This window comes from Mesorhizobium zhangyense (assembly GCF_011045115.1).
In the GTDB taxonomy this organism is placed as follows: Bacteria; Pseudomonadota; Alphaproteobacteria; order Rhizobiales; family Rhizobiaceae; genus Mesorhizobium_M; species Mesorhizobium_M zhangyense.
On sequence record NZ_JAAKZG010000010.1, the window covers coordinates 92722 to 106103 of the forward strand.

Consider the following 13382-nt stretch of genomic DNA (forward strand, 5'->3'; position numbering starts at 1 on the left):
ATCCCTCCACGTACCTCCCCGGTTCGTGGTATCAACATACGATAATACATTCTGTTGCCTGTCAAGCCTGCCTCGTGCTAACGGAGCCGACAAGAAGACCGCCGAACATATCGCGGGACGGGTCGTAGGAGGAAAAATGGCTGACGTTCTCGACGGGCATCTGAGCGAAACTGCGCCTAGCATGGCAACCAACAAGCCCAAGGACACGGGCCTTGCCGGCGGCTGGTTCATAGATGGAATAGACACGATCACCAAGGGTGCGGGCCTTCTCGCCTCGATCACCCTGTTTTTCATGACATGCATCGTCGTCTACGAGGTCGTGATGCGGTCGGGCTTCAACATGCCCACTACCTGGGTGTCGGAAATCAGTGTTTACGCATTCGTCGCCCTGGTTTTTCTCGGCCTGGCAGTCGGCCAGCGCGAAGGCGCCCATATCCAGGTAGAGGTGCTGATCGACAACGTCTCACCCCCGCGCCGCCAGCAGCTGGAACTGATCGGAACCTGGCTCGGCCTGCTGTTTGCAGCGGTGACCGGCTGGGAGATGTACTGCTTCACCGTATCCGAATACATCAATGGCACGCGCGACTGGGGGCTGCTTGCAACCCCGCAGTGGATACCGGAAATACCCGTCATCATTGGATACGTTCTGTTCTGCACCGCGCTGCTGCGCGACATCTGCAAGAAATCCGCACCGGAAAGCCGCGTGCTGCAAGCTGCGCTGCCACTGATCCTGCTGACGATTCTCGTTGCTCTGGCCTATATCGGCCGCACCGACATCCGCGTCGCGGGCACTCGGATGGATTGGGCAACGCTGGTCATCATGGGCGGCCTTATGCTTGGCGCCTTCGTGTGGAGCGGCTGGCGCGTCGGCCTCGCCGTTCTGCTGATCGTGGGCATCATCGGTGGCCTGTTCTATCTGTCGCTCAGCATGTCGCTGCTGGTGACCGGCCTCATCCTTGTGGGCGCGATGATGTTCCTGCTGTTCATCGGCGTGCCGGTCGGGGTTACGATGGGGCTCATCGGTCTTCTTGGGCTGCTTTTCATGATCAGACAGCCGCAACTGCCGATGTTGTCGGATCGTTCGTGGACGTCGATCAACTCCTTCACGCTGACTGCCGTGCCGACCTTCGTGCTGATGGGCTCGCTGCTGGTGCACAGCGGCGTAACGGTCAAGCTTTTCGACATGCTCGTCGTCTGGTTCGGCCGCACGCGCGGCGGGCTCGGGCATGCTACCGTCGGCGCTTCGGCGGTATTTGCCGCCGTATCGGGATCGAGCCTTGCAACGGCGGCCACGCTGGGCCGCGTCGCGGCGCCCGAGATGACGGCGCGCGGCTACTCGAACCGCCTTACCTACGGTCTCGTCGCTGCCGGCGCCACGCTCGGCATCCTGATACCGCCCAGCATCGCCATGATCATCTATGGCAACACGGTCGGTGTTCCCATCACCGTGCTGTTCGTGGCCGGCATCGTTCCTGGCCTGTTGCTCGCGGCACTTTTCGCAGTGACCGTCCTTGTCTGGTCCTATATCAGCCCTAGCTCGGTTCCGGTGGGCGAGCGCTATCCGTTTTCGGCAAAGCTCAAGTCGCTGGTCGGGGTGCTCCCGTTCCTTGCCCTGATCACGGCTGTGCTGGGCTCGCTCTATTTCGGCATTGCCACGCCAACGGAAGCCGGCGCCGTCGGCGCTATCGCCGCGCTGGTGCTGTGCATCCAGCAGGGCAAGATGAACCTGCAGCAGCTCTACAAGGTGCTGTACGATACAGTCACGGTGACCTCCTTCATCATGCTGATCGTGATCGGCGCATCGATCTTCGGCTGGGTCTTCGACTTCCTGCGTCTGCCGCGTGAGATGGTATCGGTGGTAACCGGCTGGAATCTGGCGCCCTGGATGGTCGTGGTGATGATCGCGATCTTCTACCTGATCCTGGGCATGTTCATCGAATCCATATCGATGATGCTGATGACGCTGTCAGTCACCTTCCCGATCATCGTGGCGCTGGGGCTTGATCCCATCTGGTTCGGCATCGTGCTGGTGATCCTGGTCGAGATCGGCCTGGTGACGCCGCCCGTGGGCATCGTTCTGTTCATCCTGCGTGGCATGAGCGGAGTGCCGTTGCGCGATATCGTCATTGGCGTCACACCCTTCATCCTCCTGATGCTGGCCTTCATCGCCCTGCTCTACGTCTTCCCTGAAATCGTACTGTGGCTGCCAAGCCGAATAAGCTGATGGGGCAACCATGGACCGCCACCCTGCGCGCCAAATCTTTCAATACCGGAGATAGAAAATGACGAAAAAACTCGGTTTCATCGGCATTGGCCGCATGGGAGCGCCGATGGCTCGCAGATTGATCGCGGCGGGCTATTCGGTAACGGTCTTCGATCCAAGCGCTGATGCCATCGCCGAACTCGTCAAGGCGGGTGCGCAGGCGGCGTCCAACCCGGCCGAGGTAAGTGCTGCTGCGGAAATCGTTCTCCTTTCGCTGCCGACGCCGGAGATCGTGAAGGACGCGGCGCTGGGCGCCAACGGCTTGACGACCTCTGCCGGGCTTCGCATCGTGATCGACTTGTCCACCACCGGCCCGCGCGGAGCCAAGGTCCTGGCGGAAGGATTGGCAGCACACGGCGTAGGCGCGGTGGATTGCCCGGTCAGCGGCGGTGTGGCGGGTGCGGCAAGCGGCAAGCTTTCGCTGATGGCTGCCTGTGCACCGGAGCTGTTTGCCGAGGTCGAGCCGATCCTGCTGAACTTCGGCAAGATCACCCATGTCGGTAATGAACCCGGGCAGGCACAGCTGATCAAGGTCATCAACAACCTGATGTCGGTGACGGCACTTGCCATCGCGTCTGAAGGACTGGTGCTGGCGCAGAAGGCCGGCATCGATCCGGCAATGCTGATGCAGGTGGTGAACACCGGCAGCGGCCGCAGCAATGCAAGCGAGGATAAGATCCCGAAATACGTGCTGACCCGTTCGTTCGATTTCGGCTTCGCGCTCGGTCTTTCCGCCAAGGATGTACGCCTGTGTCTCGATGAGGCCGAAGCGCTCGGCGTTCCGATGATCGTCGGCAGCGCGGCGCGCCAGCTTCTGACAGTCGCGAAAGGCCAGCTTGGCGCTGACGGCGATCTGACGGCACTCATCAAGCCAATCGAGGGCTGGGCAGGCGTGGAAGTCGGCGACGGCTTCGGCAGCAAGGCATGACCGCCTCAGCCACTCGCGAGCAAGGCGTTTCAGCGCGGTTGGCGGCCTTTGCCGCCAGACGTGCGCCTGTCCCGCGGCGTGTCCGTGACGAGGCGATACGCTCGATCATGAATGGCTTCGCGACTGGCCTTGCCGGCTGTCGCGATGCCGCGACCACCCATGCCAGGACAGTGATGGGCCGCTTTTCGAGTGGCGCAGATGCGTCTGTCATCGGCCATGCCGACCGTTACGACATTCTGACCGCGGCATTCCTGAACGCGATCAGCATCAATGTCTTTGACTTTGACGATACGCATCCGGGAACCATCCTGCATCCGACGGCCCCGGTGTTGCCGGTGCTTTTGGCGCTGGCAGAAAAAATGCCCGTCTCGGGCCGTGATTTTCTCGACGCATTCGCCGTCGGTGTCGAGGTCGAGTGCCGCATAGCCAATGCGGTCTCTCCCGGTCACTACCGCCGGGGCTGGCATATCACCGCCAGCTGCGGCGTATTCGGCGCCACAGCGGCGGCCGGGCGTATTCTCGGGCTTGATGCGGACAAGATGCTTCACGCGCTGGGAATTGCATCTGCGCAGGCTTCGGGCCTTGTCGAAACGCTCGGTTCCATGGCCAAAAGCGTCGGCGTCGGCAATGCCGCACGTAATGGCATCGTCGCCGCCCTGCTGGCGCAGGATGGTATGCGGGGCCCGGAGTTGCCGCTGGAAGGTCCACGTGGCTTTCTGCGGGTAACCTGTGACGATCCCAAATTCTCCTGCCTGACGGACGGCCTCGGAGAGAGCTGGGAGCTGCTGCGCAACACCTACAAGCCCTATCCCTGCGGCGTGGTCCTCAATCCGGTCATCGAGGCAGCGCTTGGCCTTGCCTCGGCATCCGGCTTCGACCCTTCGCTGGTCGAGACGGGGACGGTTCGTGGTCACGCGCTCTTGGCCGAACGCGCCGACCGCCCAATAATCCGCGAAGGTCGCGAGGCGCAGGTCAGTGCCCAGCACGCGATTGCCGTTTGCCTCCTGCACGGCAAGGCCGGCTTGCCAGAGTTCAGCGATGCAGCAGTAGCGGATGCTGCGAACGCCGCATTCCGCAAAAAGGTTCAGGTGGTCATCGATCCTGAAATGCCGGTCGGAGCAGCGCAGGTGGAACTGCACATGGCAAGCGGCGAGACTTTGCTTTCGCGCATAGACAAGGCGCGCGGCGACAGCGAACGACCTCTCACCAATGCGGAGATCGAAGCCAAGCTGCGTGATCTGGTGGCGTTCGGGGCACCCGGCGTCAAGCCGGACCCATTGATCGCGGCCATACTCTCCATCGATCTGACGGACGATATGTCCGGGCTTGCGCGACTAGCCACGCCTTGAAAAAGGAACAGGCCCCGAGATGGGGCCTGTTCGCTTTATGCTGCGTGAAGCGGCTGGTCCCCGGCCATGACGCCGCCGTCTATGACGAAACTGCCACCGGTCACCATCGCGGATTCGTCCGAACACAGATAGACTGCCATTGACGCCACTTCCGCCGGCTGGATCATGCGTCCGATCGGCTGGTAACGCGACAGCGCCTCGAGCCGCTGTTCTTCCTCGCCTGGGTAGTATTTCGTCAGATAATTCTCGATGAAAGGCGTGTGCACGCGCGCAGGGCATATGCAGTTTGCCCGGATGCCCTGCCCCACATAATCGACCGCGATCGACCGCGTCATCATCGCAATTGCGGCCTTAGAGGCGCTGTAGGCAAATCGCTCGTGCATGGCGCGGACAGAGGCCAGCGACGCCATGTTCAGCACCGTGCCGCCGCCCCGCGCGATCATGCCCGGCAGGAAGCCTTTCGTGACGTTGAAAAGTCCCTCGACATTCACCCCGAACACCAGCCGCAAATCCTCCACCGTCGTATCCAGAAGTTTGCCGATGGTGATGGCTGCGGCATTGTTGACCAGCACGTTGACGAAAACACCCTCCGCCGCGAGTTCGGCCTCGAGCGTGGCAATGCCATCGGGATTCGTGACATCGAGACGGCGCGACAGAACCCGCTCGCTGCCCGCCAGCGGCGCACAGCGCTCGCGCAGAACATCCGCATCGAGGTCGGTGGCAACGACCGTCGCACCTTCCGCCAGAAAGGCCTCGACCATGGCCAGTCCGATGCCACCGCTCGCGCCCGTGATCAGGCAGGTCTTGTTCTTCAGTCTCATCGTCTTCCTCCGCAAATATTCAGATCGCCGACCAACCGCCATCGATCGGCATGTTCGCGCCAGTGATATCGGCAGCCTGCGGGCCGCACAAAAACGCCACCAGGGCGCCAACCGCCTCGATCGAGACAAAGCGTCCGGTGGGGTTGCGCCCGTTCAGGTACGCTGTCTCGGCTTCCTCCATCGATAGGCCGGAAGCTTCGGCCTGACCGGCAATCCGCGTCAGGATGGCCTCGGTCGGTACGGTGCCGGGGCTGACCGCGTTGCAGGTTATGCCCGTGCGCGCCAGTTCGATGGCCAATGCGCGCGTCATGCCCAGAAGTGCCGTCTTGGTCGTCACGTAGTCAATGCGGTTTTCCGCACCGCGGACGCCGTAGATCGAGGACATGTTGACGATACGTCCCCAGCCCGACGCCTTCATGGCCGGCACGCAAAGGCGCGCCAGATGGAAGGCCGACGAAAGATTGACTGCCAGCGACGCATCCCATTCAACGCCTGTGAAATCTTCTACAGGCTTGAAATTGCGCAGGACCGCGTTGTTGACGATGATATCCGCCCGCCCGAACCTGTCGGCAACGGCAGTGACCAGGCCCTCGATCGCCTCGACCGAGGTGAGGTCGGTGCCTGAGAACATCGTCGTCACCCCATGCGCGCGGGCAACCTTGGATGCTGCCGCCTGTCCTGTCTCCGCATCGCACAGACCGTGGATAACCACATTGGCTCCCGCCGCGGCGAGCGCTTCGGCCACGCCAAGTCCGAGCCCGGCAAACGAGCCGGTCACCAGTGCCGTCTTGCCCTTCAACATAAAGTATTCCTTCGTTCAGCTTTCGTGTGGAGGTACGTCGAGGCGCACGGCAATCCCTTCCAGCGAAGGTGAGGGCGCGGGATAAAGCCGCATCACCATGGGGTCATGGCCCGGGATGACATGATCGTCCGAATCGGCAAGACGGCGTATCGTGCGATAGCCGTCGAGCAACTCGCCGACATGGTAGACCGCCGGAAATGCCAGATTGTTGCGGTAATTGGCATAGAGATGCGTGGCGTCCGATGCGATCACCACCCACCCACGGCGCGTCCACACACGCACCACCTGCAATCCGCCGGAATGGCCTCCGGTGCGGTGCAGGGTCAGCCCGTCCGCCAGTTCCGTCGTCTCGTCGTGAAAGGCGATACGACCGGCAAAGTTGAGCCTGACAAAGCTGACGATATCCTCGACGTCGAAGGGGTGCCGCAGGAACGAATGGCACATGCAGGGGCCTGTCGAATAGGCTGCCTCCTTGGCCTGCACATGAAAACAGGCCTTTGGAAAATGGCCGAGCGTGCCAGCATGGTCGTAATGGAGATGCGTCAGGATAACCTGATCGACATCGGTCGCAGCGATGCCCAAACGGCCCAGCGCCTCGGCGGGCAGGCAGTCCAACTCCCTGCCCCGCTGCTTTGCGGCCTCCGGACCGAAACCTGTGTCGATAACGAATAGTTTGTCCGACCGGCGCGCCACCCAGACGTAATAAAACAGGTCGGAGCCCACCTCGTGCAGATCGCCACCAATGAAATTGTCGTTGGCTTTTCGTCCGCCATGCCGGGCATATTTCAGCGCGAACAGCTCGAAGGGCTCTGGGCCGTCCAGTTTTGACATCGTCTTTCCTCCACCTTGTCCGGCCCATTTGTGCGCCAAGCCGACACCCTCGCTTAAACATCAACTGTCAAGAAAATTCAACATATGATACTACCATAATACAAACTTGACGCTGGTTCATCGAATTGTATGATCGCCCGAAATTTGGAAAGCCCGGTAGCGGGCAAAGGAGCAGACCTAGATGAGCAGACGTCCCGAATTTCAAGGTGAAAAGTTCGAGAAGGGGCTGGCTATCCGGCGTGAGGTCCTTGGTGCTGCCTATGTCGACCGGTCGGTCGACGCGGCAACGGACGTCACCGCTCCACTTCAGAAACTGGTCACCGAATGGTGCTGGGGTGAAGTCTGGGGTCGCCCGGGCCTGGATAGGCGCACGCGCAGCTTCCTCAATCTCGCAATGCTGACGGCATTGAACCGTCCTCATGAAATCAAGCTGCATGTGCGCGGCGCATTGAACAACGGCGTTACCCGTGAGGAGATCGGCGAAGTGGTGCTTCAGGCCGCGATCTACTGCGGCGTACCAGCCGCGCTCGATTCGCTTCGCGTCATCGGCGAAGTCTATGCACAGATCGATGCGGAAGCGAACGCCGGCGTCTGATTAAGCAGCTGGGAGGAGTTAGAACTATGTCAGCAAGTATCGGCTTTGTCGGCCTCGGCACCATGGGGTTGCCAATGGCTTCGAACCTCGCACGTGCGGGGTTTGCGGTGAAAGGCTTCGACCTGTCGGCTTCGGCAACGGAGGCGCTCGTCGAGGCCGGCGGTACGAGCGCTGCGTCCGCGGCCGAGGCGGCACGTGATGCGGGTTTCGTCATCACCATGCTGCCGACCGCCAAGCATATCGAAGCAGCACTTTTCAACGCTGGCGGGATCGCCGAGACGATCGCGCAGGACGCAATCTTCATCAACATGTCGACGATCCTGCCGGAGGAAACCGACCGGATCGCAAGCGCACTGGGCGAGCGCAACATCGCCATGATCGATGCACCGGTGGGACGATCTGCCATCGAGGCGGCCCGCGGCGCCCTCCTCATCCTCGCGAGCGGCGCGCCTGAGGCGATGAAGCGCGCTCAATCGGTCTTCGACGTGATGGGTAACCAGACCATCGACTGCGGTGCATTGGGCAACGGCTCGCGTGTCAAGGTCATCAACAACTTCATGGGCGTGTCGTTGAATGCGCTCACGGCTGAGGCTCTTACCCTCGCCGAGGCATCCGGGCTCGATATCCGGCTGGCGCTGGAGGTGATGCGCGGGACGATCGCCGGCATCGGCCATATGCGCGTAACCTACCCGAACAAGGTGCTCAAGGGCGACCTGATCGCCGGTTTCCCGGTGGATCTGGCGCACAAGGATCTGGGACTTGCGCTGCAGCTTGCAGCACAGGTCAATGTGCCGATCTATATGGGCAGTGCTGCGGCACAGACCTATTCGATCGTGCGTGCAAGCGGTCGCGGCAGGCAGGACTATACGGCTGTCTATCCCGTACTGCGGGAACTGGCCGGGCTGCCGGAGGAAATACCCTACGACGCTTCGGGCGATGTCGAATACAATCCATTCGCCTCGGACAAGTGAACATTACTCGTCATCACAGACATCCGACGACAGTAAAAGTGAAGTCCATATAGGGCTTCACACACTATTGCACGGAAAGGATGCCGACGCGTGTAGCCAGACCGGTCGGGGTCCAGCTGTCCACTTTTCATCGCATGACCGTTTGCGAAGGCAGGACGTCGCACGTCCATCGTCGGAACCCCTTTTTTTTGCCGTGGTCGCGTGCTGGTGAACGCGAACACAGGAACTGTCGATCATGACGATGTCGCCGTCGAAAGCCGTGGAAACCGCCGCCAAAAGCCGATCCCAGACCCCGGCTTTGCGCCATCGAACAAACCGGTTGTAGCAGGTGGTGTAGGGGCCGTAGCGCTCCGGCACATCAGCCCCGGGCGAGCCGGTTCGGAAACGCCACAGGATGCCGTTGAGAACTCGACAGTCATCGACACGCGCCACGCCGCGAACCTTGCAAGGCAAGTTTGGCTGGATCACGCTCCATTCAAAATCGCTCAGTTCATAACGCCGCATTCAAGCCTCCAAAAGAAGCCTTGAATCAGAACCCGGCACTAAACGGTAGTCCGTTTATGAGTTTGCTGCCTAGTTCAAAGTGAAGCTAAGGCCTGCGCCGACGCCAACATCGCCGTCAGCGAACGTGCCTGACAGGTTGGCGCGGACACGTCCGTTTTCACTTGTGTAGCCGGCACCGAAGGCAAGGGCCGTTTCACTTCGCCAGTAACCACCGCCCATGGCCACGCTCAACTTGCCTGGTCGATCGTCATAGCGAAGCGACGCCGCCGCAAGGCCGATGGCGGCCGCCGTCCGGGCCTCAGAACGGATTTCGCCCATCTCCTGGTTCAACTGACTGAATTTCTGATAGCCAGACGTTACGCCTGCTTGGTATCCTGAAGTCATGCCCGCGCGACGGGCGTTAGGTCGTGGCCCAAAAACCCGATGGCCGCGACCGCTGCCATTATCCCCAGTGCTTCGACCGACCTCCTGGCGAGGTTGTCCCTCACTGCATCTTATGCCACTTGCCCATGGTAATTTCCGCAGAATGAGCCCGATTCGCCGGAAAGCCAAATGACGGCAGTTTGCGACCAAACAAGATCGCGATCGATCCTGAGGATGTCGCCTGCGCCAGCCAAAAGGCTTTCTTAATCACGAGACGAACCCGGGCCAACGATTTCCCTCAAGAGTGCGTCGAAAGCAGCGATTTCCACATCGGAAACCTCGTGCGCCCGATCAGGAAGAATATCGCATCGCAAGCGCGCACGGGCGCGGGCCAGAGTTTCGGCAGCTCCCGCAAAAGCGTCGACCGGGATCCAGGAGTCCTTGTCCGAGCCTGTCAGGTAGACCGGCATACAGTCGAGATCGGCGAAGGGTTTGTCACAGGATGGCGTCCCAACCCTGCAACCGGTCAAGTTGACCATGGCCCCGTGCCACGGCCCGTGATGCATGGCGTATTCCAGCGACAGGCAGGCACCCTGGCTGAAGCCGCCGATAAGGAGCGGCTTGGGGCGTTCGCTTGCGTGCGAGAGGTTGGCGACGATCTCTCTGATATAGTCGAGCGACAGGGCAAGTTCCTGCCGCGTCGTATCCGTCAGCGGCTCCGTCGCGCGCGCGGCATACCAGCTGTTGCCGGCAGCACGCGGCAGCACGAACGCCACGCCGGGCGCGCTCAGCCTGCCGATCACCTGTTCTCCCATATCCTCGGGCGTCTGGGTACGCCCGTGAATGAAGATGCAGTGGGCTTGCGCTTCCTCGAGCGGTGCACCGAGGAACAGAGGTGTTTCATGGAACGACATGGAACCGGCTTAGAACTTTGCGGGTTCCAGGCCGGCCATCAGTTCGGCCCTGCGGTCCTCGAACCAGGGTGGGAAAACCAGCGTCGAACCGATCTTGTCCGCCGGTTCGTCCAGCGCCCAGCCGCCTTCCACTGACCATGCTATCTCGAAAAGCGCGCCGCCGGGCGAGCGTACATAGCAGGACTTGAAGTAGTTGCGGTCCTTTTGGTCCGAAACGTCGGTGAAACCGAGACCTTCCAGATGCGCCTTCAGGCGGAGCTGGTTTTCCTCGTTACCCGTGTTGAGCGCGAGGTGGTGGATTGTGCCGCCGGCAAGCGTCCAGGTGCCCTGCCGGCCATCTGCCGTCTCGTGCAACACCTCCACCACGCTGCTCGGTCCGCCTGCGTTGGGCACGGAGAACATCAGCCCCTCATCGCTGTCCGCTTCCTTCTTCATGTCGATGCCGACTGTCAGGAAATCGTCCATGGAGGTACGATCGAAGACGGCGATCGCCACGCCATAGATGCCCTTGATGCCGTGCTCGGCCGTAACGCCCTGTGCCTCGTTAACGATAGAGGGGCGGTTATCGGCCGGATTCTCGACCAGTTCATGCGGAATGCCGCAGGGATGCTCGAACGCAACGCGGCCGATGCCAAAGCGGCTTATCTTGGTGGCGTTGATACCGTACTTGTTCAGCCGGTCGACCCAGTAGTCCGCGGCTCCGACAGGGATCGCCTGCTGGATGATTTTCGACTGGTTGGTGCCGCGCCTGCCATAGACCGCGGGTTTACGAAACGGGAAGGTGGTGATGATGGTGGAGGCGTCGCCCATCCTCGAGCCATAATAGAGATGGTAGACGGGGATCGTTCCATCGAACAGCACGGTGCGCTTGACCGAATAGAGCCCCAGCGCCTTAGTGTAAAAATCGTAGTCTTCCTGCACGCCGTCGGTGCAAAGCGTCAGGTGATGATATCCGCTGACAAATGCCATCTTGCTCCTCCTTAAAAATGGCCTTTCATTCCCGAGAGATAGCAGGCTCCTCTCCCGCTTATCCCTCCGGCGGCGGTCGCTGCCGGAAGTCCGGCCGCTACAACGCCTCATGATGCAATAATCTAACCCATCCCGTTCTGCTGTTGATGAGAATATTCATCAAGGGTATAGCAAATTGCTATGAAAATCGTTGAGCACCATCTCGTCCAGCTTGCCGCCGTCATAGAAACCGGGGGCGTGACGGAGGCTGCAGCGATGCTTGGTATGACGCAGTCGGCGGTGTCGCGCACGATCTCCGTTCTTGAGAAGCGCATAGGCGAGCCTCTGTTCGTATCCGGCCGCCGCCCGATGCAACCAACGCCGCTCGGCGAGCAACTCGGCCTGCAGGGCAGGTCGATCCTGGCCTCGTCGCGCAAGGCTGCAGAGATCGTCCGCAGCTTCAAATCCGGCTCCGCAGGCCGCGTAAGAATCGGTGGCGTGCCCTTCTTCATGGATGCGATCGTCTCGCTGATGATCGCATCCTTTCAGCGTGACGAGCCGGGCATCATGATCGACCAGTCCTACGGCAACTATTCAGATCTGGTGGGAGCACTCGATTCCGGCCAGATCGATTTGGCGATCACGCCGACAGGATCGGTAGATATGAGGGTCGACCATCTTTTCGAACCCATTCTTCCGGCGCGCAACGTACTGGCCTGCGGCGCCGGTCATCCTCTGGTGCGCAAGCGCAACCTGGCGACGGAGGACATGGTCAACTACCCTTGGGTCGCACCGCTGCCGGGCTCTCCCCTGGTTCTCGACCTGCACAACATCCTGCTAACGCTCGGCCTGGAGGAAGTGTCGGTGCGCTATGCAGGCGGGTCGCTGCTGAGCGTGGTCAACTATCTGGCGGGAACCGATGCGCTCACCATCCTGCCGCTGTCGGTCGCCTATTCCTTCCGCCGCGAGGACAAGATCAGCATCATCCCGCTGGATATTCCCCAACCGGAACGCGTGCTGGGCATCCTGACGCGGAAGAAACCCTATTCGAACCCGGCGAGCCGCAAGTTCATTGGCCATCTCCGCCGTGAGTCCGCCGAACTCCGACGGGTCACGGAGAAGTACGACCGTTCGATCAGCTGGGCTCCCGGTCCTTTCATGGCGGAGCACCGTAAGCCGAGCGAATAGCCGCTTCAGCCACGGGCACCCTTGGTGCGAGCAAGCACGAAGTCGTATTCGACCTCCCAGAATGGTCCGGCGAATTCCAGTTCGGCAGCGCGCTTGGCATCGTCGACCTTGTCGAACTCTGCCAGCAGGCTTTCTTTCACGCCAAACACCGCGTCCGAATTGATGTAGGGATCGTCGGGATCGAATATGTGCGTTGTCAGCGTCTCGAAGCCGTCGGCCTTGAGGATGAAGTGAAGATGAGCCGGCCGATAGGGATGGCGGCCGAGCGCGGTCAGCATCTTGCCGACCGTGCCGTCGTCAGGGATCGGGTAGTATTTCGGCTTCACGGCACGGAACCAGTAGCCCCCGTCAGGGCCGGTGCGGAACACACCGCGTAGGTTGAAATCGGGCTGAATGCCTTTCTGCTGGACGTCGTAAAAGCCCTCGTCATTTGCCTGCCAGACATCGAGAACAGCATTGGCGACCGGCTTGCCTTCCGTGTCCAGGATACGGCCATGGATGACCATGTCCTCGCCTTTCTGGTCGAGGCAGATGTTCGACCCCATGGGCAGTTCCGGCGCATCAGCAACGTGGAACGGCCCGAGCACCGTTGATTCCGAAGCGCCCGAGGGCTTGCGGTTGTTGATGGCGTCGACCAGCATGGAAACCCCGAGCACGTCGGAGAGCAGGATGAATTCCTGCCGCCATTCGTTGCAGAGATGCCCCGTTTTCGTCAGGAACATCACCGCCTGGAACCACTCTTCCTGGGTCGGCTCGATTTCCTTGACGGCTTCGTGCAGTTTCCGGGTGATCACTTCCATCACCTGCTTCAGCCGTTCGTCCTTGGCGTTGCGGTTGCGGTCCGTGACGACCTCGACCGAGTTCTCCTCGGTAAAGAAACCTCTTTCATGCGCTTCCATGTCGAA

The 13382-nt window shown here is 60.9% G+C and carries 12 protein-coding genes and 2 pseudogenes; 6 read left to right on the top strand and 8 right to left on the bottom strand.

Annotated features, from left to right (window positions below; translation table 11 throughout):
• Window positions 1–136: 136 nt before the first annotated feature.
• Genes G6N74_RS21155 through G6N74_RS21165 form a run of 3 tightly spaced genes read left to right on the top strand, consistent with a single transcriptional unit; the run spans window position 137 to window position 4540 of the window.
• Entirely contained in the window at window positions 137–2224 is a 2088-nt protein-coding gene (locus G6N74_RS21155; protein WP_165119999.1) for a TRAP transporter large permease subunit, read from the top strand.
• Between the two features lie 58 nt (window positions 2225–2282).
• Window positions 2283–3191: an NAD(P)-dependent oxidoreductase gene (locus G6N74_RS21160; RefSeq protein WP_165120000.1), complete on the top strand. Its 909-nt coding sequence runs from the start codon at window positions 2283–2285 to the stop codon at window positions 3189–3191.
• Entirely contained in the window at window positions 3188–4540 is a 1353-nt protein-coding gene (locus tag G6N74_RS21165) for an MmgE/PrpD family protein (protein WP_165120001.1), read from the top strand. The genes G6N74_RS21160 and G6N74_RS21165 overlap by 4 nt, the downstream gene beginning before the upstream one ends.
• Before the next feature lie 35 nt (window positions 4541–4575).
• Here the strand turns inward: G6N74_RS21165 and G6N74_RS21170 are convergent, their stop codons facing one another.
• Genes G6N74_RS21170 through G6N74_RS21180 form a run of 3 tightly spaced genes read right to left on the bottom strand, consistent with a single transcriptional unit; the run spans window position 4576 to window position 6994 of the window.
• Window positions 4576–5361 carry an SDR family NAD(P)-dependent oxidoreductase gene (locus G6N74_RS21170; RefSeq protein WP_165120002.1) on the bottom strand — a complete coding sequence of 262 codons (786 nt, stop codon included), beginning with the start codon at window positions 5359–5361 and terminating at the stop codon, window positions 4576–4578.
• Between the two features lie 19 nt (window positions 5362–5380).
• Complete coding sequence (locus G6N74_RS21175) at window positions 5381–6163, bottom strand: SDR family oxidoreductase (protein WP_246245846.1); 783 nt, start codon at window positions 6161–6163, stop codon at window positions 5381–5383.
• 15 nt (window positions 6164–6178) lie between these two features.
• Window positions 6179–6994: an N-acyl homoserine lactonase family protein gene (locus G6N74_RS21180; protein ID WP_165120003.1), complete on the bottom strand. Its 816-nt coding sequence runs from the start codon at window positions 6992–6994 to the stop codon at window positions 6179–6181.
• Between the two features lie 181 nt (window positions 6995–7175).
• Here G6N74_RS21180 and G6N74_RS21185 point away from each other — a divergent pair, with 181 nt between their 5' ends.
• Both G6N74_RS21185 and yihU read left to right on the top strand, forming a co-directional pair.
• Entirely contained in the window at window positions 7176–7589 is a 414-nt protein-coding gene (locus tag G6N74_RS21185; RefSeq protein ID WP_165120004.1) for a carboxymuconolactone decarboxylase family protein, read from the top strand.
• Between the two features lie 8 nt (window positions 7590–7597).
• The gene (gene yihU / locus G6N74_RS21190) at window positions 7598–8560 is read left to right on the top strand and encodes a sulfolactaldehyde 3-reductase (protein WP_281354026.1); all 963 of its coding nucleotides are present in this window, start codon (window positions 7598–7600) and stop codon (window positions 8558–8560) included.
• Between the two features lie 165 nt (window positions 8561–8725).
• Here yihU and G6N74_RS21195 read toward each other — a convergent pair.
• The 4 genes and pseudogenes from G6N74_RS21195 to G6N74_RS21210 all read right to left on the bottom strand — a co-directional run.
• Window positions 8726–9064: pseudogene (locus G6N74_RS21195) on the bottom strand (IS5 family transposase); the annotation flags it as partial.
• Between the two features lie 69 nt (window positions 9065–9133).
• Window positions 9134–9409, bottom strand: a pseudogene (locus G6N74_RS21200) (YadA-like family protein); the annotation flags it as partial.
• 281 nt (window positions 9410–9690) lie between these two features.
• The gene (locus G6N74_RS21205; RefSeq protein ID WP_165120006.1) at window positions 9691–10341 is read right to left on the bottom strand and encodes an alpha/beta hydrolase; all 651 of its coding nucleotides are present in this window, start codon (window positions 10339–10341) and stop codon (window positions 9691–9693) included.
• A 9-nt stretch (window positions 10342–10350) separates the two neighbouring features.
• Entirely contained in the window at window positions 10351–11310 is a 960-nt protein-coding gene (locus G6N74_RS21210; protein ID WP_165120007.1) for a VOC family protein, read from the bottom strand.
• A gap of 180 nt (window positions 11311–11490) precedes the next feature.
• On the opposite strand from G6N74_RS21210, the gene G6N74_RS21215 reads away from it, so the two are divergent.
• Entirely contained in the window at window positions 11491–12477 is a 987-nt protein-coding gene (locus G6N74_RS21215) for a LysR family transcriptional regulator (protein WP_165120008.1), read from the top strand.
• 5 nt (window positions 12478–12482) lie between these two features.
• Here the strand turns inward: G6N74_RS21215 and G6N74_RS21220 are convergent, their stop codons facing one another.
• Window positions 12483–13376, bottom strand: coding sequence for an intradiol ring-cleavage dioxygenase (locus G6N74_RS21220; protein ID WP_165120009.1), 894 nt, complete (start codon window positions 13374–13376; stop codon window positions 12483–12485).
• Between the last annotated feature and the right edge of the window lie 6 nt (window positions 13377–13382).

Bases quoted from the DNA above. Each gene is read 5' to 3' on its own strand.
- G6N74_RS21205 (WP_165120006.1), bottom strand. From the start codon at position 10,341: ATGTCGTTCCATGAAACACCTCTGTTCCTCGGTGCACCGCTCGAGGAA.
- G6N74_RS21185 (WP_165120004.1), top strand. From the start codon at position 7,176: ATGAGCAGACGTCCCGAATTTCAAGGTGAAAAGTTCGAGAAGGGGCTG.
- G6N74_RS21155 (WP_165119999.1), top strand. From the start codon at position 137: ATGGCTGACGTTCTCGACGGGCATCTGAGCGAAACTGCGCCTAGCATG.
- G6N74_RS21180 (WP_165120003.1), bottom strand. From the start codon at position 6,994: ATGTCAAAACTGGACGGCCCAGAGCCCTTCGAGCTGTTCGCGCTGAAA.
- G6N74_RS21160 (WP_165120000.1), top strand. From the start codon at position 2,283: ATGACGAAAAAACTCGGTTTCATCGGCATTGGCCGCATGGGAGCGCCG.
- G6N74_RS21215 (WP_165120008.1), top strand. From the start codon at position 11,491: ATGAAAATCGTTGAGCACCATCTCGTCCAGCTTGCCGCCGTCATAGAA.
- G6N74_RS21170 (WP_165120002.1), bottom strand. From the start codon at position 5,361: ATGAGACTGAAGAACAAGACCTGCCTGATCACGGGCGCGAGCGGTGGC.
- G6N74_RS21165 (WP_165120001.1), top strand. From the start codon at position 3,188: ATGACCGCCTCAGCCACTCGCGAGCAAGGCGTTTCAGCGCGGTTGGCG.
- G6N74_RS21175 (WP_246245846.1), bottom strand. From the start codon at position 6,163: ATGTTGAAGGGCAAGACGGCACTGGTGACCGGCTCGTTTGCCGGGCTC.
- G6N74_RS21210 (WP_165120007.1), bottom strand. From the start codon at position 11,310: ATGGCATTTGTCAGCGGATATCATCACCTGACGCTTTGCACCGACGGC.
- G6N74_RS21220 (WP_165120009.1), bottom strand. From the start codon at position 13,376: ATGGAAGCGCATGAAAGAGGTTTCTTTACCGAGGAGAACTCGGTCGAG.